24 protein-coding genes and 2 pseudogenes are annotated in these 24,651 nt (G+C 27.4%); 23 read left to right on the top strand and 3 right to left on the bottom strand.

Going from position 1 to position 24,651, the window contains the following annotated elements; genetic code table 11:
- Positions 1–9 precede the first annotated feature (9 nt).
- The 4 genes from ARA56_RS08700 to scpB all read left to right on the top strand — a co-directional run bounded on the left by ARA56_RS08700 (position 10) and on the right by scpB (position 3,036).
- On the top strand, positions 10–921 hold the full coding sequence (locus ARA56_RS08700) for a permease (protein WP_055265780.1): 912 nt from the start codon (positions 10–12) through the stop codon (positions 919–921).
- 12 nt (positions 922–933) lie between these two features.
- Entirely contained in the window at positions 934–1,593 is a 660-nt protein-coding gene (locus tag ARA56_RS08695) for a TIGR03943 family putative permease subunit (protein WP_055265778.1), read from the top strand.
- Between the two features lie 68 nt (positions 1,594–1,661).
- Positions 1,662–2,426: a segregation/condensation protein A gene (locus ARA56_RS08690; protein WP_055265776.1), complete on the top strand. Its 765-nt coding sequence runs from the start codon at positions 1,662–1,664 to the stop codon at positions 2,424–2,426.
- Positions 2,419–3,036 (top strand): SMC-Scp complex subunit ScpB, encoded by a 618-nt coding sequence (gene scpB / locus ARA56_RS08685; RefSeq protein ID WP_055265774.1) that lies wholly within the window; start codon positions 2,419–2,421, stop codon positions 3,034–3,036. The genes ARA56_RS08690 and scpB overlap by 8 nt, the downstream gene beginning before the upstream one ends.
- Positions 3,037–3,131: 95 nt before the next feature.
- Here scpB and ytfJ read toward each other — a convergent pair whose 3' ends face one another.
- Positions 3,132–3,557 carry a GerW family sporulation protein gene (ytfJ, locus tag ARA56_RS08680; RefSeq protein WP_055265772.1) on the bottom strand — a complete coding sequence of 142 codons (426 nt, stop codon included), beginning with the start codon at positions 3,555–3,557 and terminating at the stop codon, positions 3,132–3,134.
- A gap of 15 nt (positions 3,558–3,572) precedes the next feature.
- Positions 3,573–3,884, bottom strand: coding sequence for a DUF2953 domain-containing protein (locus tag ARA56_RS17140; protein WP_423230666.1), 312 nt, complete (start codon positions 3,882–3,884; stop codon positions 3,573–3,575).
- A 403-nt stretch (positions 3,885–4,287) separates the two neighbouring features.
- On the opposite strand from ARA56_RS17140, the pseudogene ARA56_RS17090 reads away from it, so the two are divergent.
- From ARA56_RS17090 to ARA56_RS08580, 19 genes and pseudogenes are all read left to right on the top strand, one after another.
- Positions 4,288–5,199 (top strand): annotated as a pseudogene (locus ARA56_RS17090) (D-alanyl-D-alanine carboxypeptidase family protein); the annotation flags it as partial.
- A gap of 432 nt (positions 5,200–5,631) precedes the next feature.
- Positions 5,632–6,234: an NUDIX hydrolase gene (locus ARA56_RS08665; protein WP_055265766.1), complete on the top strand. Its 603-nt coding sequence runs from the start codon at positions 5,632–5,634 to the stop codon at positions 6,232–6,234.
- 19 nt (positions 6,235–6,253) lie between these two features.
- Positions 6,254–7,588 carry an APC family permease gene (locus ARA56_RS08660; RefSeq protein ID WP_055265764.1) on the top strand — a complete coding sequence of 445 codons (1,335 nt, stop codon included), beginning with the start codon at positions 6,254–6,256 and terminating at the stop codon, positions 7,586–7,588.
- Positions 7,589–7,702: 114 nt separating this feature from the next.
- Positions 7,703–8,446, top strand: a complete 744-nt coding sequence (locus ARA56_RS08655) for a hypothetical protein (protein ID WP_055265762.1) — start codon at positions 7,703–7,705, stop codon at positions 8,444–8,446.
- A gap of 301 nt (positions 8,447–8,747) precedes the next feature.
- Entirely contained in the window at positions 8,748–9,740 is a 993-nt protein-coding gene (locus ARA56_RS08650) for a sulfide/dihydroorotate dehydrogenase-like FAD/NAD-binding protein (RefSeq protein ID WP_055265760.1), read from the top strand.
- Positions 9,737–10,735 (top strand): annotated as a pseudogene (locus ARA56_RS08645) (FAD-dependent oxidoreductase); the annotation flags it as partial. The gene ARA56_RS08650 and the pseudogene ARA56_RS08645, both read left to right, overlap by 4 nt.
- Positions 10,736–10,737: 2 nt before the next feature.
- Positions 10,738–11,154, top strand: coding sequence for a helix-turn-helix domain-containing protein (locus tag ARA56_RS08640; RefSeq protein ID WP_172675753.1), 417 nt, complete (start codon positions 10,738–10,740; stop codon positions 11,152–11,154).
- A 720-nt stretch (positions 11,155–11,874) separates the two neighbouring features.
- Positions 11,875–13,581, top strand: a complete 1,707-nt coding sequence (locus ARA56_RS08635; protein WP_055265756.1) for an ABC transporter substrate-binding protein — start codon at positions 11,875–11,877, stop codon at positions 13,579–13,581.
- A 30-nt stretch (positions 13,582–13,611) separates the two neighbouring features.
- Positions 13,612–14,601: an ABC transporter permease gene (locus ARA56_RS08630; protein ID WP_055265754.1), complete on the top strand. Its 990-nt coding sequence runs from the start codon at positions 13,612–13,614 to the stop codon at positions 14,599–14,601.
- A gap of 25 nt (positions 14,602–14,626) precedes the next feature.
- Positions 14,627–15,598 carry an ABC transporter permease gene (locus ARA56_RS08625; protein WP_070205674.1) on the top strand — a complete coding sequence of 324 codons (972 nt, stop codon included), beginning with the start codon at positions 14,627–14,629 and terminating at the stop codon, positions 15,596–15,598.
- The gene (locus tag ARA56_RS08620) at positions 15,582–16,559 is read left to right on the top strand and encodes an ABC transporter ATP-binding protein (RefSeq protein ID WP_055265752.1); all 978 of its coding nucleotides are present in this window, start codon (positions 15,582–15,584) and stop codon (positions 16,557–16,559) included. The genes ARA56_RS08625 and ARA56_RS08620 overlap by 17 nt, the downstream gene beginning before the upstream one ends.
- Before the next feature lie 3 nt (positions 16,560–16,562).
- A complete protein-coding gene (locus tag ARA56_RS08615) occupies positions 16,563–17,558 on the top strand; it encodes an ABC transporter ATP-binding protein (protein WP_055265750.1) in 996 nt (331 codons plus the stop codon).
- A gap of 364 nt (positions 17,559–17,922) precedes the next feature.
- Positions 17,923–19,470: a response regulator transcription factor gene (locus ARA56_RS08610; RefSeq protein ID WP_055265748.1), complete on the top strand. Its 1,548-nt coding sequence runs from the start codon at positions 17,923–17,925 to the stop codon at positions 19,468–19,470.
- Between the two features lie 267 nt (positions 19,471–19,737).
- The gene (locus tag ARA56_RS08605; protein WP_055265746.1) at positions 19,738–20,265 is read left to right on the top strand and encodes a hypothetical protein; all 528 of its coding nucleotides are present in this window, start codon (positions 19,738–19,740) and stop codon (positions 20,263–20,265) included.
- A complete protein-coding gene (locus ARA56_RS08600; RefSeq protein WP_055265744.1) occupies positions 20,266–20,898 on the top strand; it encodes a hypothetical protein in 633 nt (210 codons plus the stop codon).
- Positions 20,867–21,589, top strand: coding sequence for a hypothetical protein (locus ARA56_RS08595; RefSeq protein WP_172675752.1), 723 nt, complete (start codon positions 20,867–20,869; stop codon positions 21,587–21,589). Before ARA56_RS08600 ends, ARA56_RS08595 begins: the two co-directional genes overlap by 32 nt.
- Positions 21,590–22,452: 863 nt before the next feature.
- Entirely contained in the window at positions 22,453–22,719 is a 267-nt protein-coding gene (locus tag ARA56_RS08590; RefSeq protein ID WP_055265740.1) for a hypothetical protein, read from the top strand.
- 13 nt (positions 22,720–22,732) lie between these two features.
- Positions 22,733–23,053, top strand: coding sequence for a hypothetical protein (locus ARA56_RS08585; RefSeq protein ID WP_055265738.1), 321 nt, complete (start codon positions 22,733–22,735; stop codon positions 23,051–23,053).
- A 150-nt stretch (positions 23,054–23,203) separates the two neighbouring features.
- The gene (locus tag ARA56_RS08580) at positions 23,204–23,569 is read left to right on the top strand and encodes a site-specific integrase (protein ID WP_055265736.1); all 366 of its coding nucleotides are present in this window, start codon (positions 23,204–23,206) and stop codon (positions 23,567–23,569) included.
- A gap of 138 nt (positions 23,570–23,707) precedes the next feature.
- Here ARA56_RS08580 and ARA56_RS08575 read toward each other — a convergent pair whose 3' ends face one another.
- The gene (locus ARA56_RS08575) at positions 23,708–24,202 is read right to left on the bottom strand and encodes a hypothetical protein (protein ID WP_055265734.1); all 495 of its coding nucleotides are present in this window, start codon (positions 24,200–24,202) and stop codon (positions 23,708–23,710) included.
- Between the last annotated feature and the right edge of the window lie 449 nt (positions 24,203–24,651).

Here is a 24,651-nt window from a genome sequence, read left to right as displayed (position 1 = left end):
TGTGGTATGGTGGATACAAGTATTTTAGAGAGTTTTATATGGAGCTTTTTAGGTATAGTGGTAGAATCGCTACCATTTATAATAATAGGCTCCTTAGTTTCTGCAATTATTCAAGTATTTTTAACAGAAGAATTAATAAGAAAGTTTATTCCTAGAGTGAGTATATTAGGTTATTTAGGAGCTGTTCTTTCAGGGATATTGTTTCCAATATGTGAATGTGCTATAGTACCAATTACTAGAAGCTTAATAAAAAAGGGGTTACCAGTAGGTATTGGAATTAGCTTTATGCTTGCTGTGCCAATAGTTAACCCAATTGTTATAATGTCTACATACTATGCATTTCCGAATAATATATCAATAGTATTATTAAGGACATTAGGTGGTGCATTAATAGCTTTGTTAGTAGGTTTAATTATGGGGTATTTATATAATGGTAAAAAGAAAGAAGTTATTTTAAAAGAAAATATAATGACAATTAGATGTGATTGTTGTGTAAGTAATAAATTTGCAACAACCAAAAGTGAGAAAATATTAAATCTAATAAATCATGGATCAAATGAATTTTTAAATATTAGTGTGTATTTCATAATAGGTGCATTTATATCAAGCATATTTGTAGCTTTGATGAATAATGAAGTAATAGCAAGAATAAATACTAATAATTTAGTTGGTGTTTTATTTATGATAGGCTTATCTTTTATATTGTCATTATGTTCTGAAGCTGATGCTTTTGTAGTTAAAGGATTTTTAAACAACTTTGGAGTCGGAGCAATAGTAGGGTTTTTGATAATGGGACCTATGATGGATTTAAAGAATGCGTTTTTGGCTTTTGGGGTATTTAAGAATAGGTTTGCTTCTAGATTAATTTTAATTATAACAATATTAGTTACAGCTCTTGCTTTACTTATATCAATACTGTAAAGGAGGAAGAATATGAAAAAATTTAATATGGATGAGTTTATTTGGTTTATAATTCAGTTAACACTTATTATATTAATGATATATTTAAAGGTATCAGGAAAGATAACATACTTTATAAGTAGTAAAATGATGATATATTTCAATATGTCTATAATAATTTTAATGTTGTATGCTTTGGCTCAAAGTAGAAAAATATTTACAGTGAGAAATAGGAATTATATTACTAATAAATTTTATCCTATACTTTCAGTAATTGTTTTATGTGCAGTATTTTTATATGTTATGCCTAATTACAAGAGTTTGAAAGCTGTGGAAAATAATGTAAGTATGCTCAATGAAAATATATATGAAGGTATGATAAAAGTAACTAATGATAACTATGAAATTTTATATAATATGGATGAGTATAATAATTCTATTATTGAGCTAACAGGGTTTGTATATGAAACGAATAATGATAATGAAATAATTTTAGGAAGAGAAGTAGTAAGTTGTTGCCAATCAGATAAATCACTAATACAAATTAAAGTTAAGGGAATTAATAATATTAATAAAGGTACATGGGTTAAAGTAATTGGTAAAGTAGAATATATTGATGAAACATACTTAGAATGTATAGAATACGAAAAGATAGATGAACCAATTGAAATATATTTTCATGAAAAGCTATAACGCTTGTTCTTTTTTATTAAAATTGATATTATAGTTATAGCATTTAACTGTAATGAGGTGAGTTATATATGGAATTGCTAAAGATAAAAGTAGCAGATTTCGAAGGACCCTTTGATTTGTTATTACATTTAATTAAGAAAAATAAGATGGATATATATAATGTAGAAATATATAAAATAACCAATCAATATTTAGAATCTCTTAATGAAATGAAAGAGATGGATTTAGAGATTACATCTGAGTTTGTAGTAATAGCTGCAACGTTAATTGAAATTAAATCAAAGAAGTTACTTCCTAAAGTAAAGGAAGAAGAGGAAGAAAACGAAGAAGATATCGAAAAACGCTTAATGGAAAAACTTATAGAATATAAGAAATTTAAAGGTGTATCTGAATTCTTTAAAGAGAGATATACAAGTGCTGGAGAGGTTTATAGTAAAAAGCCGGAAGTAATAGAAGAAGTAGAAAAACCAGAAGAAAAAGTGGTTGAAAGCTTTGAAGATATTTTTAAAAATATTACTTTGTTAGATTTATATAATATTTACAATAGAATACTTGAGAATTATAGAGAAAAACAGAATGTTGCAAATGTAGTTCAAAAAAGAATATACGTAGATAAATATAAAATAGAAGATAAAATGAATACTCTAATTAAAAAGTTTGAAAATGATGAAGTTGTTGAGTTTTCATCTATTATGATGGAAAGTGAATGTAAAATGGAAACAGTAGTTACATTCTTAGCAGTACTTGAACTTATTAAAATAAGAGTAATAAAAGTTTATCAAGAAGATAACTTTGGAAATATACTAATGAAAAGAAGAAGGGAGAATGAATAGGGTGGATGAAAAACAGTTTGAGTTTGAAGAAGTATCTATTAAGCCTAAAATGAAGTCTGCAATAGAGGCCATGTTATTTGTAAGTGGAGAGCCATTACCGGCTAAAGAATTAATGGCAAACTTAGAAATAGATAATAAGCTTATACTAGAAATAATAAATGAAATGATGGAAGAATATAAAAAGGAAGATAGAGGACTTAGATTAATTGAGATAAATGGTGGATATCAGTTAGTTACTAAAGAAGAAAATTCTGATTATATTCAAAAGTTATTAAAAAAGAATAGAAAACATTCATTATCACAAGCCTCAATAGAAAGTTTAGCAATAATTGCTTATAAGCAGCCAATTACAAGAATTGATATAGATGAAATTAGAGGAGTAAAATCAGAATCTGCTCTTCAAAGATTAGTTGAAAGAAGCTTAATAAGGGAAGTAGGAAGACTAGAAGTTCCAGGTAGACCAATTCTTTATGGAACTACTGATGAATTTTTAAGACAATTTGGATTAAAAAATCTTAAAGAACTTCCATCATTAGATCTTTATGAAGATAAGGATACAGAGGAATCAATAGAATTAATGGATCAAGTTTTTAAAGATATAGATAAATAAAAGATAGGAGGAATCCTATCTTTTATTTTTAAATGTAGATAAAAATTAATTAATAAAGGAAATTAATATATTTATAAGATATTTATAATTACATATTAAAGGTCGTTAAGGTTATTATTATTTGAGTTATTTAGTGGTTCGTTATTAGACTTAAATAAACTCTTAACTGATTCTAAAAAATCAGGAATTGAATCTACAATTCTATCTACTGTTGTATCATAATCCATAGGTAACAACTTAACGCTATCGCCTCTTATAACTAAAAAGGCTACTGGTTTAACACTTACGCCTGCACCAGAACCTCCACCAAAAGGATATTTATCAAAATCATCTCTTTTAGCTAAAGTTCCAAATTCACTTCCACCAGAAGCAAAACCAAAAGAAACTTTTGATATTGGAACTATATAATTCCCGTCAGCGGTTTCTATAGTATCACCAATTACGGTATTTACGTCTATCATATCTCTTAAATTTTCCATAGTACTTCTCATAAGATTCTCAAGTTCGTGTTTATTTTCCATAGCTTTGCCCTAAAACTATAGGGACACCTCCTTTTTTCGTATCAAAAACAATATATAGATAATTTGTGCAAAATTAAAAGTAATTATACAATTTAAAGTCAAATTAATATTAAATTTATTTTTGAAGTTTGGATTTAAGGAATAGTTAAATTTTTTTACTTTAAAAAAATCAGAAAAAACTTTAAGGAATATAAAGTTTAAATTGCTAAAAAATCCATATGACATAGCAGTTAATGCAGCGTCACTAAAACTATAATTTCCTAAAAGGGAAAATTTTATTGAAGGCTTAAACTTATTAATTTTTAGCCTATAATAAACTTTTTTCATTGAAAATGATTTTTTATTACTTTCTTTATTTTTAGTTTTAGCATTATTTACTTTTTGATTTTTATTATTTTTTTTAGAAGAATTAGATTTACGATTTAGTAATTTACGTATGATACCATCATTATTAGAATAAAGATTAATTCCATATAGTTTTAAATAATAATTATCATTGCTATAATGGGCACTAACCTTTATTGGGATTGGTAATAAAATTATAAAAATAAAGAATAATAATAATATAAAAAAAATCATAAAAATCTCTCCTAAACTCTTTTATGATTATATCCAAAAATATGAAAAATAAACAATAAAATTTATATTGTATTGGGAGTAAAAATAAGATTTTTGAAAAAACTAGATATCAGATAGACAAATGGAGGTGAATAGAATGAATAGGAAAACTATTATAAAGGTAATATGTTCAATTCTATTAATTATGCAAAGTTATTCTATTTGCAGTGCTAGTGTTCTCTTTGAAGAAGATAGTGAAGAAATGGAAGATGAAATAATAATAACAGAAGATAGAGAAATAAATGATGTAGATAATAGCTTAGTTTTAGATAAATTAAGAGTAAATGCAAGAAACGCTATAGCTATAGATGGAACAACAAGACAAATTTTATATGAACAAAATTGTTATGAAGTAGTTCCTATGGCAAGCACGACCAAAATTCTTACAGCTTTAGTAGCTTTAAATGAAGGTGATTTAGATAGAGAACTTACTGTAACTAAAAATGCTGCAAGTATTAGAGGGTCAAAGGTTGGATATAAAGCAGGAGAAACTATTAAGCTAAGAGAGCTTTTATATGGATTAATGCTTAAATCAGGAAATGATGCAGCTATTACTATTGCAGAAGGTTTAGGAGGAAGTATTGAAAACTTTTCTAAGATTATGAATCATTATGCTACAAGCTTAGGGTTAACTACATCACATTTTGAAACTCCTCATGGATTAGATAGCCAAAAACATTATTCATCAGCTTATGATTTAGCTATATTAACTGCAAAAGCTATGGAAAATGATACTTTTAAAGAGATTTGTGGAGAAAAATTAATTACACAAGATAAATATAACTTTACAAGAGAGTATCAAAATATAAATAAAATATTGTGGAAGATACCTGATGCTAATGGAGTTAAAACAGGATATACAGGCGGTGCTGGAAAATGCTTAGTATCTTCAGTTAAGCATGAAGGAAGAAACATAATTATTGTAGTATTAAACTGCAGCGATAGATGGAATGTTACAGAAAAAATATTTAATTATGTTTGTACAAACTATGATTTTAAGAAAGAAAGTAATAGTGAGATAATTAAGTCTAATGCTATTTCTAATTTAGGATCTATCGTTGAAGAAGCGGATTTTCAGTATGGTAGTAAAGAAAAGGCAAACTTAGAAGTTGAAGTTTTTAAACCTATAATGAATGTATTAAAAGGTGATATTATAGGTAAAATTTCATTAAAAGATGAGGGAAATGAAGTTTTAAGACAAGAAATTAGATGCAATAAGAATATTTCAAAAGATAAATACGATACGGTTTTATCTATGAGTCATTCTGATAAAGAAGATACTAGTGAAAGTTAGTATCTTCTTTTCTATTGAAGTAATAATTTGAAATTTAAAATAAGAAAACGATATCTAAAAAAAAGTAATAAAAAATGAAAAAAATATATTCAAATATTGGTTTTATTAGTATACAATGTTAAGTAATAAATAGGAGTGTTGTTAAATAAAAGGAGTTAGGTTATGAAGAAGACTAAAATTAAAGATGTTGAAGTTTTAGCTAGAACAAAATTTTTAAGTTTATATAATGCAAAATATGAAAATAAGAATGGTAGAGAAAAAAATTGGACTATTGCTTCAAGAAAAGGAACTGAAGTTTTAAATGAAACATTACTTCAAGGAAAAGAAGATAAAGTTGATGCAGTAGTTATAGTAGCTTTTCATAAGAGTGAAAAAAAGTTAGTTTTAGTTAAACAATTTAGAGTTCCAATTAATGATTATATATATGAGCTTCCTGCAGGACTAGTTGATCAGGGAGAAGATGCTTTAAATTCATTAAAAAGAGAATTAAAAGAAGAAACAGGTTTAGATCTTGTTGAAATTATACCAGGTATAGGAAGAGATAAAGTTTATTTATCACCTGGAATGACTGATGAGTCAGTAAATCTAGTTTATTGTACTTGTGAAGGTGATATTTCAAAAGATGGGTTAGAAGAGGATGAAGATCTTGAGCCATTATTAATATCAAAAGAAGAAGCTAAAGCTATATTAGAAAGTGATAGTAAAATAGACATTAAATGTCTTATGGTTTTACAATCATTTATTAATATAAATACAGATATCTAAAGAATAGAGGAGATTACTTATGAAGAAAAATGAATATGGTTTATTTACAGCTATTGCTATGATAGTTGGCGTAGTGATAGGATCTGGAATATTCTTTAAGAGCGACAACATTTTAGTTGCAACTGGTGGAAGCATTAGTTTAGGAGTTTTAGTTTTCGGCTTAGCAGCTATAGCAATTATATTTGGAAGTTTAACTATTTCTGAACTAGCGTCAAGAACTTCACAAGCTGGAGGAGTTATAGCTTATGCAGAAGAATCTTATAATAAATCAGTTGCATGTGCATTTGGATGGTTCCAAACATTTTTATATTTTCCAACATTAATTGCTGTAGTATCATGGGTTGCAGGTATATATATTTGTATGTTGTTTGGATTTGAAAGTACATTAAATGTACAAATATTTATTGGACTAGCTATTACAATAGTTTTATTTATTACAAATACACTTTCAGCAAAATTAGGTGGATATTTTCAAAATGCATCAACGATAATCAAACTAATACCTTTAATATTTATAGCTATAATTGGATTAATATTTGGTGATGTATCTAAGGTATCATTTTCAGATGTCACAACAATGCAATCAGCTGGATGGATAACGGCAATTGCTCCTATAGCATTCTCTTTTGATGGATGGATAGTAGCAACATCAATTGGACATGAAATTAAAGATTCTAAAAGAAATTTACCAAAAGCATTAATTATTGCACCAATATTTATCCTACTAGTATATATTATATACTTTGTTGGTGTATCTACATATTTAGGACCTGATGCAGTAATGAGCTTAGGAGATGGACATGTTGACTTAATTGCAAATAAGATTTTAGGACCTTTTGGGGCAAAGATAATCTTAATATTTGTAATAATATCAATTATTGGAACAGTTAATGGATTAATCTTAGGATTAATAAGATTACCATACTCTTTAGCAATTAGAGAAATGTTCCCAAATTCTAAGAATATTTCTAAATTAGATCAAAAAATAAATATGCCACTAAACTCAGCAATGGTAGCATTTGCTTTATGTATTTTTTGGACAATAGTACATTACTTAACTACAAAATTTGGATTATTATCTAATTCAGATATTTCAGAAATATCAATTACTGTAAGTTATGTCATGTATATTCTTTTATATGTAAAAGTGTTTAAACTTGGACGTGAGGGAGAAGTTAAAGGATTATGGAGAGGAACTATAAATCCTATATTAGCTATTATTGGATCTTTAATAATACTTACAGGTAGTTTAGGTAATGAATTATTCTTTGTATATGCATTAGTATGTGGTATGGTTATTTTATCTTCAGTAGCTTTTTGGAAGAAGAGAGCTGGAGAATTAGAATTAGCATAACAAAAGAATTTAGGAGAGATTAAATTTAATCTCTCCTTTATTTTTTTGTAATAAAACAAGTTTTAGAATAATAAGTTAGTAAAGGAAATAAATTATAATTTTGGAGGAATTAGTATGAAATTGTTTGGAAAGGTTACAAGCAACATAGAGGAAAATGAAAATTTAACTCCAGAAGCAACAGAAAAGAAGGAAAACATACTAGATTTAGAAGTTATAAAATTCGTAATAAATGAATTTCCACAATTAGGAGAAGATATTAAAGATGCATTAGATAACTTAATAAATACTCTGGATAAATCAATTGATATAATTGAAGATAGGTCTACTGAAGTTATAAAAGTAAGCAGAGATTATAAGCTAAGTGGAAAATATCGAGAAACATCACAAAAACTATATGAGATTAATAAAGATATAAATGAATATATCAATTGGATGGATAAAAATCTAAAAAATCACAATGGAAAAAATATAGCAATAGAAAAGGTTGAAAATGTAGAAAAAGAAAAAGTTACTTATGATGAAGAGAATGCTTTAGATGCAGATGAGATAAAATTAGATGATTATATAGAAAAATTTATTTATGAAGATTTTACGGGCTATGAACCATGTAAATTAAAACTAGAAAACTATGAAGAGTGTGTGGATGGTTGGGATGATACTATAGTTAAGACAGCAGATATTCTTAATAAGAAATTCAAATGTGATAAGAATCTTAACTTTAATAATATAAATACTGACAAAAAGGTGATTGGTAAGAAATCAAAGCAAAATGATTCTAGAGATATTATTATAGAAATGTTAGAAGATCACAATATTTCTTTAAGTAATTTTAAGATGTATATAAAAATGGTTAAATAAATATTACTTTTAGTAGTATCAAGTAATATTGGAATTCATTATTATAATGAATTCCTGTTTTTTTTGTTTTAGCAAACTTTATCATTAATTTCTGATAAAGTATTTATTGAAATTAATATCTTAATATCAAAAATTATACTTTATTAAATTATATCAAGTAAGCATTTATCAGAGTTTTAATTATTTAAGTTATAAAAATAATATTTTTTATAATAAAATTTTATAATAAATTACACGTTGTAACATTTTATTATTTTGAAAATAATCTATATAGTGTATATAAATTAATTAAGGAGCTAGCATGTTTAAGGAAGCTATAGATTGCATTGATGCTGGTACTGAGTATTGTCCTTGTCATTTAGCAGCATCTGGAGAATGTATTTTATGTTCACAGCTTCATGGAAGCAACTTTTGTGATTGCTTAAACTGGAAAGGGGTTTGCATATACCAAGAGTTTCATGATAATGGCAATAAACCTAAAGAAGAAAGAAAAGTCTATACTTGTAAGGTAGTAGATAGAATTTTATATGAAGATTCATTATTAATAATTAAATTTGAAGCACCTCATAAATTAGCAATAGATTTGGCTAAACCAGGTAGTTTCATATTTATAAGAAGTGATGAAAATATTTATTACGATGTTCCGATATCAATATTAGAATCTGATATAGATAATAATGTAATCACTGTGATGATTGAAGTAAGAGGTATTAAAACAAAGAAAATATTAGATTTAAAAAAGGAAGGAAATATAGTAATAAGAGGTCCTTATTGGAACGGAGTATTTGGGATAAAGAACATAGAAAAACAAAAAGATAATCATGTTTTGGTATTAGCAAGAGGAATAGGTATGGCACCAATGATACCTGTATTAAAAAAATTAGTTCAAAATGACAATAAAGTTACTTTAATTGTTGATAAGCAACCATTTGAAGATATATATGTTACAGAATGGCTAGATAAGTTAGGACTAATTCCACAAGAGATGAATTTAATTGAAAAGGGACAATTATCACCAGAAGGTAAAGTAGCTATTAAATCACTTATAAAATATAATAATGTATCTTTAATCCATATAGCTGGTGCAGATATATTAACTTATAAAGTAATAGATTATTTAGATGAATTAGAAAGAAAAGATATAGATTTATCATGTTGTAATAATATGAAGATGTGTTGTGGAGAAGGAATATGTGGTAGTTGTACCGCCAGATTTAGCGGTCATAGAGTAAAGCGGCTTTGCAAAGTTCAAACAGATCCGCGTAGTATCTTTGGGGGAAGGAGATTTATATGAAGGTAATTATAGTAGGTGGAGGATGGGCTGGTTGCGCAGCTGCAATTACAGCAAAAAAAGCAGGAGCAGAAGTCCATATATACGAAAAAACAGATTTGCTTTTAGGACTTGGGAATGTGGGCGGTATAATGCGTAATAATGGTAGATATACTGCATCAGAAGAACTTATTGCATTAGGAGCAGGAGATTTAATAAAGCTTACAGATAAATGGGCAAAACACAGAAATATAGATTTTCCAGGTCATAAACATGCAACATTATATGATGTAAATATAATTGAAGGAAAAGTAAGAGAATACCTTTTAGGTATGGGAATAAAACTACATCTCGAAAAGAGAGTAAAGGATGTAGATATTGAAAAAAATAAGATAAATGGAATATTATTAAGTGATGATACTTATGTAAGTGGAGATGTATTTATTGAAACTACAGGTTCTACAGGACCAATGGGTAATTGCTTAAGATATGGTAATGGATGCTCAATGTGCATATTAAGGTGTCCAGCTTTTGGACCAAGACTAAGTATAAGTGCAAGATGCGGTGTTCAAGATATACAAGGGGAAAGAGCAGATGATTCTTTAGGAGCATTTTCAGGATCTTGTAAACTTGCAAAAGAAAGTTTATCAGAAGATGTAAGAAATGAATTAGATCAAAAGGGTGTTGTAGTACTAAAGGTTCCAGAGGAGGATGTAAACTACGATAAGTTAAACAAAAAGGTATGCCAACAATATGCTTTAAAAGAATTTGCAGAAAATATTGTATTACTAGATACAGGTCATGCTAAGCTTATGACAACTTATTATCCATTAGAAAAGCTTAGAAAGATTAAGGGACTAGAGTATGCTAAGTATGTTGATCCTTATGCAGGAAGTAAAGGAAACTCAATAAGATACCTTTCAGTAGCTCCAAGAACTAATGATATGAAGGTAGTAGGGGTAGATAATTTATTCTGCGCAGGAGAAAAATCTGGATTATTTGTTGGTCATACAGATGCATGATGTTCAAAACTGCGAAAGATATTACAGATATAGAAGAATATAGAATAGTTAATGAAGAACTGTTGGAAAGAATTAAAATAGCTAGAAAAATAAAGGGTTTAAGCCAGATGCAGTTAGCTAAAATTAGTGGATTGGATAGAAGCACCATTAATGAGATTGAAAGGAACCCTAATCATAATATTAAATTGGATACATTAAGAAAGTTAATGACAGTATTAGATAATGAAATTTTATTAGATGATTATTGTAAGTTTATACTTAATCAGCAAGAAGTAATACAAAATCTAATTGATAAATTTGGTAAGGAATATTTGTGTAATATATTAGGAGTACATAGATCAACTTTGGAGAGATGGGGGAGTGGTAAGTATCAGGTTAAGAGAAGAGTATTTGAAAAAATTAAATGCATTACATAGTGTAATACAAAGAATGATATCGGATTTTTTCATGTATATTCAGTACCCATCGACTCCACCAAAAAATCCACGATAGAAATATCGTGGATTTTTACTTTATAGACATAAATTCATCATAGAAATTTTCTTTGGCTACTAACATTTCAGGGGAATATCGTCCATTTCTAGGAGTTAAAGCTTTATAATTTTTTAGAATTAATTAAGCACGTTTTCTTTTAGATTCTATTATCAAATAAGGATAAATTTCTTTTATAAGATTAATGGAATCATTTCTTCTTAATACATAACTATAACAATCTTTGTGAATTTCGGGATTATAATTTTTCTTACAAATAATATTAGAATTAACTTTAGAAAACTTTTTAGATTATCATAATTTATCCTTGTTCATTTATAGTAATATGTTTATAACTCATATGGACACGTTCTTTAAAGTGGTTTTGTAGCAATTATTACTTTATCATGAACGTGTCAGTATGAGTTATTTTTTTGCAATTAATTGGTGTTACACTTGATATTGTAATTTATCTCATATAAAAATATAGAATTTATATTGGAAAATATATGGAATTTTTAGGGTATTTTTATAATAATTTTTAATATATAATTTAGATATAGATAATAGCATTATGCGAAAACGATTTAATGATATAAATCTATGCTATTAAATTATAAAATAGTACAAAATTTAATAACAAAACTATTTAGGGGGATGAGAATATGAAAGCCAAAAAAATTATGAGCCTTATTTTTACTGTAGCTATTGCTACATCGCTATTTGTAGGGTGTGGAACAAGTAAAGAAGAAGTAGGTAATACTGAAAAACCAGCAGTATTAACAGTATTACAAGAGAGTTCACAAGGATGGGTAAGAAACTTTAATCCATACAATAATCCAACTCAATTTATTCAAGGATTTATGTATGAGCCATTAGTTATTTTCGATGCAAATAATGGTGGACAAGAAACAATGTGGTTAGCTGAAGATATTATAAGTGAAGAAGATAACAAAACGATTATAGTAAAATTAAGAAAAGATGTTAAGTGGAGTGATGGAGAAGATTTTAATGCTGATGACGTTGTATTCACATACACTTATTCAAAGGATAAACCAGAAATAGATACAACAGGTAACTGGAATGGCGATACTCCAAAGATGCAATCAGTTGAAAAAGTAGATGAATATACAGTTAAATTTGTAATGTCATATGAAAATGCATTCCACAGAAAAGATATATTCTATCAATCTTGGATAGTTCCAGAGCACGTATTCTCTCAAGTTTCAGAGCCAGCGACAGCAATAATAGAAAATCCAGTTGTTACAGGAGCGTTCTCAGAAGTTAAAGATTTTACACCTGAAATGGTTGTTTTAGGAAGAAATCAAAATTATTGGAAAGCAGATGATTTAGAAGTAGATGAATTAAGAGTACCACAATATGATGGAAATGATGCTGCATTAGCATTATTAGAAGAAGGAAATGTTGACTGGGCTTATATTATGATTCCAGATATTGAAAAAACTTATGTAAAAGGCGATGCTAATAAGAAATATTGGTATGGAAAAAATGATGGTATAAGATTGAGCTTTAACTATATGACTAAAAATGAAAATAATAAAAAAGCTTTTGAATCAGTAGATTTTAGAAGAGCAGTATCTTTAGCAATTGATAGAAAGAGCATTAATGAGTCTGCAGCATTTGGTTACTTAAGTGATGAGATACCAACAGTTACTGGATTACCACCAATGTTATCAGCTTATATAAATGAAGATGCGCAAGCACTTTCAGATGAATATGTGAAATTTGATTTAACTAAAGCAGAGAAAATTCTTGATGAAGCAGGATTTGTAGATAAAGATGGAGATAAATATAGAGATAATCCAGATGGAACTCCAATTGCATTTGAAATAATTTCACCAGCAGGTTGGTCAGATTGGAATGCAGGAGCACAAATAGTTGCTGAAAATTTACAAGCAATTGGTATAAATGCTACAAATACACCTAAAGAACTTGGAGTAGTTACAGAAGCATGGCAAACAGGTGAATTTGACATGTTATATACAGCATATGGACAAAACACTAATATATGGAAGTACTATTTTGATACAATTGGTGATCAATCAAGATTTTTAACAAGTAGTTGGTGGTCAACTTGCCAAAATAATTATAAAAATGATGAAATGACAGCTTTAATAGAAGAATTAGCTTCAGCACCTGAAGAAAGACAAGCTGAAATAATAGAAACAATTGAAAAATTCTTTGCTGAAAATATGATTAATGTACCAGTGTTATTTAATGGTAAGTGGCAAGTTTATAGTGACGCTAGATTTACAGGATGGACAACAGAAGAAGGTAAGGGTCCAGATCCAAATAACAGCACACATGATTCTAAAATACTACAATTAATGGAATTAACACCAGTAAAATAAATTATTAAGTAATATTAGAGGAGGAGAAAGATGCGATATATTTTAAAACGATTTTCATTTTATTTTATGGCCTTTATTGGGGCTTTTACGCTAAACTTCTTTCTTCCACGTCTTATGCCAGGAGACCCAGTCCAAATGAGAATAGGAGAGCTTGCAAGACAAGGTGGTAAAGTAGATCCATCAACTATACAAGCTATTGAAAAAATGTTTGGGATTAATAGCAATGAACCTTTAATAATAACATATTTTAAAAATTTTGTTGATATATTAAAGGGTGATTGGGGAGTTTCTTTTACAAATAACCTATATCCTGTTACTGAGGTAATAAAAAGACCACTAGGATGGACAGTGTTTTTATGTGGGACAGCATTAATAATATCATTTATTATTAATACAGCTTTAGGTATATTTGTTGCATGGAGAAGAGGAAGTAGATTAGATACTACAGTAACAGTTGGTGGACAAATTATGGCGAATATTCCTGCTATAATTATTGCATTAACACTAAGCTATACATTAGCTTATAGTGGGATTTTTCCTAAAGGATATGCAGTAACTCCATTATTATATGCCAAAGGTTTTGAATATGTTAAAGATGTTGCTTATCATGCTTTCTTGCCAGTAACTGCAATTATTATAAGTAGTTTTGGTGGAATAATGGGTATGAGGGCTAATATGATAAATCAATTAGGTGAAGATTATATAGTTATGGGAGTGGCAAAAGGAGTTCCTGATAAAAAGATTATGTTTAAGTATTGTGCAAGAAATGCGTTATTACCAGTAGTAACTTCATTTGCAATGTCAGTTGGATTTTTACTTGGTGGACAACTACTTGTTGAAAATATATTTAACTATCCAGGATTAGGAAAGCTAATGATTCAAGCTATTAATGGTAGAGACTATCCATTAATGCAAGGTATTTTGCTTATGACTACTATTTTGATGTTAACAACTAATTTTATTGCAGATATAAGTGTTTTTATTCTTGATCCAAGAATTAGAAGACAATCAGGAGAATAATTATAAGTAAATTATGAGGTGTAGTATGGTAAAAAAAATATTTAATTTCAAAATAGTAAAGTTTTTAAAAGAGTCTCCTAAAACTGCAGTTGGATTAGCTTTAATATTAATTGTATTGATATTAACTCTTGGAGCTGACTTATTTACACCATATGAACCTATGCAAACATTTGATGGATTATGGCGTGTAGCTCCATCAGCGGACCATATTCTTGGAACTACACAAGCAGGTAAAGATGTATGGGCTCAAACTTTATATGGTGGAAGAGTATCCATATCAGTTGGTATTTTTGCAGGTTCAATTGCAGTTGTTTTAAGTTTGATAGTTGGAATTACAGCAGGATATTTTGGAGGAGTAGTAGATAACATTATTACAACTATAATAAATGTAATTATGGTTATTCCACAAACAGTATTATTACTAATAATTGCATCAATGATAGGGGTAATATCACCTATGGCAATTGGAGTTATAATAGGGCTTACTTCTTGGCCTTGGGGAGCACGTGTTTATAGAGCACAAACCATGAGTTTAAGAAATAGAGAGTTTGTAAAATCAGCTGAAACATTAGGTGAATCTAAGCTACGTATATTATTCGTAGAAATAATGCCTAATATGTTATCAATGATAACTTCAGGATTTATAGGAACAATAATATATGCTATTATGGCACAATCATTTATTGAATTTATAGGTTTTGGAGATAGAATGTCAGTAACTTGGGGGCAAATGTTAAATAATGCCCAAAGTACAGGTGCTTTAAGTAGTGGTGTATGGTGGGAAATATTAGGTCCAAGTGTATTTGTAATATTATTTGGTGCTGGACTTACATTAATTAATTTCTCAATTGATGAAGTATCTAATCCAAAATTGAGAGCTCAGAGAATTATGAGAAAATACTATAAAGAAAAGAAGAAACAAGAAAAATTATTAAATAAACAACTTTCAGCAACAACTACTAGTAAAGGAGGTATTAAGTATGGCAGCAGTACTTGAAGTAGAAAATCTTTGTGTGGACTATATAACAGAAAGAGGACATATAAGAGCAGTAGATAATGTAAGTTTTGTTATTGAAGAAGGAGAAAGCTTAGGACTAGCAGGAGAATCAGGTTGTGGTAAAAGTACTATTGCTTATTCGTTAATGAGATTGCATAGGCCTCCAGCACTTATTACTGGTGGGAAAATAAAGATGGATGGAATAGATATTTTATCATTATCAGAAAATCAATTACAGGATTTTAGATGGAATAAAATAAGCATGGTATTCCAATCAGCTATGAACTGTTTAAACCCAGTAGTTACTCTTGAAAATCAGTTTTTTGAACTTTATAAAACTCATGGCATAACGAATAATAAGAAAAAAGCAAGAAAGATGGCAGAAGAACTTCTAGAAATAGTAGGTATTCCAGCTAACCGTTTAGGAGATTATCCACATCAATTTTCAGGTGGAATGAGACAGCGTGCTGTAATTGCTATGGCATTAGCTTTAAAGCCAAGGCTTCTTATATTAGATGAACCTACTACAGCATTAGATACTGTAGTTCAAAGAGAAATACTTCAAAAAATATATGAATTAAAGGAAAAGTTTAATTTTTCAATTTTATTTATTACTCATGACATTAGTTTAATGATGGAATTTTGTGATACAGTAGCAATAATGTATGCAGGTAAAATTGTTGAACAAGCATCTTCAAAGAAGATATTAAGTAATCCACAACATCCGTATTCCTATGGATTAAAGAATTCATTTCCTTCATTACAAGGTGAAATAGAGTATATGGAAGGTATTCCAGGTTCACCATTAAATTTAAGCTCTATTCCTAAAGGATGTAGATTCCAGGATAGATGTTTTAAAGCAACTAAAATATGTTTTGAAGAAGAACCACAAAGGAATTCAAAAGATGAAGAATTCTTCTTTTGTCATAATCCATTAGAATTGGTAAAGGAGATAGGATAAGATATGAAAGCACAAGAATTAGTAAAACCAATATTTAGTGTTAAAAATGTTACAATGGATTTTAAAGTTGCTAAAAAAGGATTTTTTTCGAAGAAAAGTACTATTCGTGCTTTAAATGATGTATCTTTTGATTTATATCCTGGTGAGTCTTTGGCAATAGTTGGAGAATCTGGCTGTGGGAAGTCTACATTATGTAGGATTGCAATGAAATTTTATAATCCAAGTTCTGGAGCAATGTTTTTTGAAAATGAAAATATTCATGAATTAAAAGGTGAAAAACTTAAAAATTATAGACAAAAGTCTCAAATGATTTTCCAAGATCCTTTTTCATCTTTAAATCCTTTACAGAATATATATTATCATCTTAAAAGACCATTAGAGCTTTATCATTCTTCTGATGAAGAGACAATGTATAAAAAGATGGATGAATATCTAACAATGGTTGGATTAACTCCACCTAAGGATCAAGGTGAAAAATTTCCTCATCAACTTTCAGGTGGACAAAAGCAAAGAGCTTATATTGCAAGAGTACTAGCAGTAGGAGCCGATGTAATTTTTGCAGATGAACCTACGTCCATGCTTGATGTATCTATAAGACTTGGAGTTTTAAACTTATTAAATAAATTAAAAAGAGATATGAAAAAATCTTTTATATATATTACTCATGATATTGCTACAGCAAGATATTTTGCAGATAGAATAATAGTATTATATGCAGGGCATATGGTTGAATGGGGAGATGTAGATAAAGTTATTTGTAATCCAAAACATCCATATACTAAGCTTCTTGTAGCAGCAGCTCCAGATCCTGAAAGAGAAGAAGTAATTGATTTACCAGTTGTAAGAGATAAAGATACAGAAATAAGACAGTGGACTCCTGAAAGTAAAGGATGTCCATTTAGAACTAGATGTCCAGTAGCAAAGGACATTTGTGCAAGTGAATTTCCAGAATCTAGAGAAATTGAATCTGGACAATTTATTAGATGTATACATGGTTAATTAGATTCTTTTAAAATATTAATATAGTTATGAATATGCTAGAAAAGAATATTATGTTAAAAGAAATTTTTTTCTTAAAATAAATTCTGGAGTATAAACTCTAGGATTTATTTTTTGTTTTAAATATACATAGACTAATTATTTAAAGTTATTATTATTTTTTACAGTTAATACATTTTAAGGAATAAAATAATATTATATAATATTATTTGTAAGGAAAACTTTTAAGTTAATATGCTTAAATGTGAAAGTAGTTAATTACTACTAAGAATATGCAAACTTAAAATGAATTTAATAAAAATTTTAAATAATATAATATTTGGGTGAGGGTGTTAGTTTATCGGAAATAAGAGGTGATAATAATATGTTGAAAGTACTTATAGCAGATGATGAACTTATTGTAAGAGAAGCAATAAAAAATATTATTAATTGGAATCAACTTGGATTTATTATATGTGGAGAAGGAACTGATGGTGAGGATACATATCAAAAGATTTGTAATTTAAAACCAGATTTAGTGTTGATTGATATAAAAATGCATGGAAAATCAGGCTTAGATGTGATAAAAGATATAAAGAAAAAAGGATTCGTAGGAAAATTTATAATAGTAAGTGAGTACTATGAATTTAATTACGTAAAAGATGCTATAAGATTTGGAGCAAAAGGATACTTATTAAAACCTATAGATAAAAATGAGTTACTTGATATTATTAAAGAAATAAAAAAGGAATTTTTTTATGAAAGAAATTTAAATATAAATATCGAAAGTAAAGTTGAATTAATAAAAGAAAATGTTTTATCACAGCTATGTTTAAATAAGAACTTAAAAGAAGAGAAGGAAATATTAAAATATATAAAGAGTAAAAGTTTGCATATATCATTAATCTCTAATGAAGAAAATAAAGTAAGTAATGATAATACAATTGATTTAGAAAAATGGATTAAAGAAAAGGTGTTTATTAAAAATATTAATATTTTTAAAGTTAAAAGTAGAGTGGCAATAATATTTTATGATAAAAGTATTGATTATATCTACTCAATATTAAAGAAAATAAAAATACAATTTGAAAAAGAGATGAAAGAAAATATTTTCATTACAATAGGAGAAGAAGTCGAAAATATTAATGAAATTAACTATTCTTATGAAACTGCTATAGAATTAATGAAAAGTAGATATTTATATATTAATGAAGGAATCATGTATAAGGATAAGATAAAAAATATTATTAATAGCAAAGTTACTGAAGAAGAGATTATTGATAAGCTATATAGTTATATAGAAATAGGAGAATTATATGGGATAGAGGAAAGCTTTTTGCTACTAGAAAAAATTATAATAGGAAAAAATTACAAAGAAGAACGAGTAAAGGCTTTATTAATTACTTACTATATTAAATTGAAAGATAGTATTATATCAAACTATGATTTAAAAGAAAGTTTAGATATTGATAATAAAAAATTTATTGAAGAAATTATTAGTAAAAATAGTTTACATGAAGCTATTAAGTTATTAATAGATAAATTTTTGAATATATCAAAATATTTAGCAAGCAACTTTAATGATAAAGGTATTAATAGAATAGTTAAATATGTAGATAATAGATATTATAGAGATTTAAAATTAGAGTATTTAGCAGAAATTTTTAATTATAATAGCTCTTATTTAGGGAAATTATTTAAGGATACTACAGGGGAAAAATTTAATAATTATTTAGATAATGTTAGGATAGAAGAAGCTAAAAAATTACTTGTTGAGGGTAAATTGAAGGTATATGAAGTATGTGAAAAGGTAGGTTATAAAAATATTGATTATTTTTATTATAAATTTAAAAAGCATGTAGGTACAAGCCCTTTAAGTTATAAGAAGAGAAATAGAATTATGTTTATGGATGTGAAATTAAATAATATATAATAAGGTTAATCTTAATAATATACTTAATGGAATATAATAGGGTGTAATATAGATTTGATTTAGAAAAGTATCTAATTGTTATGAGACATACATCAGATAGTGATTGAAGTTAGAATTATTTTCAATAAAAATAAACAATTATAGAGCATATATTAAAAAATATGGACAAGATGTTCATGTAATGATATTGTACGTAATTAGGGGAGGGGCTATACTAGGAAATCTATAGTATAACAACTATTATAAATACAAGTTTTAGGAGGCATTGTGGGAAAAGTAAAATACACAAACAAGGAATCTTTAAATCCAATTAAAAATATCATTTCTAAAGCAGGGGAAATGACTTCTAGCGAATCTGTAATCAGTAAAAATGATAAAGGGTTAAGTGAAGTACTTGCAGCAGCTGCTGGAATGAGTGTAGGTGCTGCAGGGAGTTTTGCAGCTTTAGGTACATTGGGGATAGCAGGATATAGTGCTGTTGGAATAACAACTGGACTTGCAACAGCAGGGGGAATCGTTGGTGGAGGAATGGTTGCAGGAATAGGAGTACTAGCAGCTCCAATAGCTGTTTTAGGTGTAGGAGGATATGCATTAGTTGCCAATAAAAAGAAAAAAGAATTATTACTTGAAAAGAAAGCTCTTCTACAAGAAGCTATAAGAAAACAAAATATAGTTATTGATAAATTAAAAAATAAAGTAGAATTAGTAGAAGAAAAAGCTAGAGAATTAGAAGCTATGAACATAATTCTTACAGGTATAATAAATGATTTAAAAGGCGATATAGCGGTAGCATAGATGGCAGATAAATTTAATGATAATGAAAGAGATTTATTAGATGTTCTAAAATACAACCAAGATAAAAGTAGCAATATTATTAATAAAGTAGATAATGTTAATAATAGTTTAGATGATAGAATAAATGATACTAAAAAGCTGTTAAAGAATTTAAATATTGATGTTATGAAATATCCTAATAATAGTATAGTAAACAATAAATCAAATACAAATAGTAAGAATGATTTAGAGAAAACATGGGATGATATAGTAAAAGAAGTTAATGAGGAAGGTTATGTTAATACTGAAATAAATGACATTTTAACTACTAATGAGCAAGTACAAGTTTATAAAAAAATAGATGAGATTAACGAGCAATTTTCTAAGGCAACAGGGTTAAACTCTACTGATGTTAAATTTTTGTTTTTTGCAACAACATTACAATGTTTGAGACAATATTTAATTTCTAATGATAAATTTAGATTTGATACTGACAAAGCAGGAGATAAATTTATAAGTAAATTTGTACCTAGAAAATATGAAGATATACTTTTAGGGTCTGTACCCTATGATGCAGTAAGAAAAGCTGATGGGTATAAAGACCAAAATACAGGGATTAGTTGTGCAAACCAGACATATGACTTTAGGACATGATCCTATACTAGGATGGATATTTGGTACATTAAATATTATGACAAATACATTAACTAAAAATTCACCATTATTAACAACTTATATTGTAAAGGCACATCCAACTACAGGTAATTATACACAAATAGGAGAAAGTGTTTTAATATCAGAGGTGTTTATAAATGGAGTTAATTTAGCTAAAAATGATTATAAGCTATTAGTAGTTTCTATAATTAGACAAGCATTGCATTTTGGAGCAGATGCATTTACTAAGATGGGTTTGCCAATACCAATTATTAATACTATTTCACCAGATTTAAGTTCAAAATTGTTAAGTGAAAATTTCAGAATAGATGCATATAGTGTTAGCAGAGGCATAATGTTATCTACACTAATAAATTCAATAATTTCGGCCATTCATGGATTATTCTATGATGAAAAAGTAGATATTAAAAGAGATTTATATGAAGTTAGGACAAGAAAGATATTAAGTTATTCGAATGCGTTAGCTACATCAAGTAATACTATTTATACAGCAGTTACCAAGGATTTTACTAAATTAGATGTAGGCGGAGCTGTTGTAACACTTTATAGGCTAATAAGTGATTATTCCTTTATTAGTAAGGTGAAATATGAGTTCATCAATGAAATTCTAGATAATGAGTTAAGAGAAGAAATTAAAAAGATAGATGATATATATAATGAAATAGTCTAGATATAAAGTAAGGTCGAGGGTATTAATAGTAGCGTCTCGCCTCCACCAAATAAGAAATCAAGTAAGGATACAATGGTAAAACCTTGCAATATCAAGGTTTGGCCATTGTATTTTGCTTTATATGGATAAAATTTTAGAGATTTTTAATAGATATTTTAGCCGCTTTTATATATTTTGAGTATTTGTGTGCACACCTTAGTGGAATTTTAGTTAGGGGGTGTGCATTTTTACGCGTGAAAGGTGAAATATAAAGATATAAAAAGATTAAGTGAATTTCAAATTTAAATGTATCAACTAAGACAATAATCTAAATATAATAGTAAATAAAATACTCGTAAATGAGTACAACTTTATAAAAAAAACAGATAAGTAATTAAATTCTATTTACTTTATGTATATTTGATAAAGTAAATAAGAAAGCATAAGGATATTTAAGAACACCTTTAGGCCATGATGAAAACAAAATAGAAAAGGCAGGAATAACACCAGAATTTATTGTAGGAACAACTATATATTAGGGAAGCAAAGATGGCAATTGGTATGTAAGAAAATTTATAATACTTCAATTGTTCAAGAAGGCTTAATTGAAAATAATTATCCTCAAAAAGATTTTCATGAAATTTATATTGTAGAAATATTAAAGATTTATATAAGAGATTAGTGAAAAATCCAATGTATAATGTAGATATAAAATGTTGTTATAGTATAATTGTCAATAACAATAATTAAGATTAAATCACAAAAAAATTAAAAGAAAAAGATTTCATTTTTGATATGTAGAATAATAATAAAAAATTATAGTTTGTATAATAAATAAAATGGAAATGAGAAGAAAGCTATGGAAGCCTTAAGAGGTGATAAAAATGAATGATAAAGAGAAAAAAATTTATGATGAAATTGTAGCTGATTTAACAAAACATACTAGAAATGAAATTTGGGAGTGGATTTTAGAAGATGAAGATGGAGATTATGATATTGCTATAGTTGAATTAGAAGGTGTATTAGACCATATTATTTATTATGAAAAAGGTAGCTGTAACTATGATGATGAAATTATACAAGTGTATACGAATTGCTTATGCAGATTGAATGATTTATTAGAATCTATACACTGGGATAATGAGATATAAAAGGTGAAGTACTATGAAGGCAGAAAAGATATTTTATCAATTTTATAAGGCTATTGAAAAATGTACAGCGATAGGAACAGACAAGTACAGCTACAAAAAAAGTAACTGCAAAAAAGTAAAGATATTTAGTTACGAAGATCGAAGAAATTTAATAAAAGTTACAAGTTTATTATGTGACTTTTTAGAAGAAATCTATTCAGAAATAGTATTTATTAAAGATATAAAGACTAAACACATTCAAAATTTTTTCATAGAAAAAGCAAAATATTGCACTAAAAGTACATTGAAAAATTATTATTATTGTATTAGAAAGCTAGAAAAGATGGTAAAGTAAGAGCTACTTTTATATGTTGATTATACTAGTAATATTAAAATTCCTAATGGAACAACAGCTATTTTAAGAGATATAAAAAAGAATGATGAGGATTTACAAATACTACTAGACGAATGTAGTAAAAGTAGTAGTAAAGCGAGAAATTGAATTATGCTAAGTATTCTTTTTGGATTAAAAGTATCTGAGTGTTGTAAAATGAAAGGGAAGGATATAAAATTAGCTAATGATTATATACATGTTCATGATAGTAAAGGGAAAAGATGTAGGGATATTAAAATTGAAACAGAGCAGCAGAGAAAGTTTTGTGAATATATAAAAGCTATAGTTAGTGATGAAGCTAGGATATGTCCACTAAGAGAAGACTCTGTGAATCAAGAGGTTAGGAGAATATTGTTAAAGCATCAGATAAATAGATATAAAGATAGCAAAACAGGAATACATTCAATTAGAAAATCTTATGCAACAGAAAAATATAAAGATAATTTACAGCAAGGTATGGATGAAACTGAAGCATGAGATAATACCTTTGATAAATTAGGGCATGGAGCTGGAAGAAAAGTATTGAAAAATGTTTATGTCAAAAGTAACTAAATAAATTTAAAAATAAACCTAGAATTTTAATTTAAATTCTAGGTTTTTCTTTACTCTAAAGCATTATATAGCTTTACAATAAATAACTTTAGCATAAGCTTTTTCAGTAAAGGAATGCATATTATGGATAACCCTTCTATTTTCATAATTACTTTTAGCTATAAAGTTAACTATATTTTCACATGCTTCAGCGTATACTAGGGGAGTTGAATATTTAACAAAATCAAGATATCCTAATTTATCGCCATACTCTAGATTATCAAAAGTTGTATCTATTAAATTATTCTCTCTATATTTAGATAGATATTTTTTTATTAGTTTAGTAATTAAAGAATTTGATAAAAATGAACAAAGGTATAATGAAATATAAAAACTAGATAATACTTCTAATTTGATAGTTGAATTTTTATATGCAACAAACTTACTATCATTTAACATATCAATAGCAACACCGTTAAAGGTTATATAGCGCGATTTTAAAGTTATGCTTGTATAAACAAAAATCATATCTGGAAACTCAAAATAATTATCTGAATATACGTTAAATGTTCTTTTCATACACACCTCCAATTTTCATTTTTAGTATATACAAGTTTAATTATTTTATTAAAGTAAAGATAAGATTTATATAAATAAGTAACAAAGTGTATAATATATTATAAATTTTTATAATGAGTAAAATAAAGTTTATATGAAGTTATGAAAAGGATAATTATATAGTTATATAATTGAGCATTATAATAAAAATAAATTTGGAATACAAGTGGTTTATTTAGTTAGTGCTAGTATTTTATAAATACCACTTTCTATAGCTTAGGGGATTATAGGTATATGTAGGAGAACATAGTGAAGAGCCTGAAAATTATATAAATGCTAGTAATTTAATAAAAAGTATGAAAGAGGTTAATGTAAATTAGCTATATGGTGTTAGTATAAAGTAGTGGACACATTAAATCGAACTAAGTAAAATAATATTTAGTTAAGAAAGGATGTGTCCATTATGGGAA

The organism is Clostridium disporicum (assembly GCF_001405015.1).
Classification (GTDB): domain Bacteria; phylum Bacillota; class Clostridia; order Clostridiales; family Clostridiaceae; genus Clostridium; species Clostridium disporicum_B.
The sequence above is the reverse complement of the archived record's forward strand: the minus strand, read 5'-3'. Positions and strand labels throughout refer to the sequence as shown.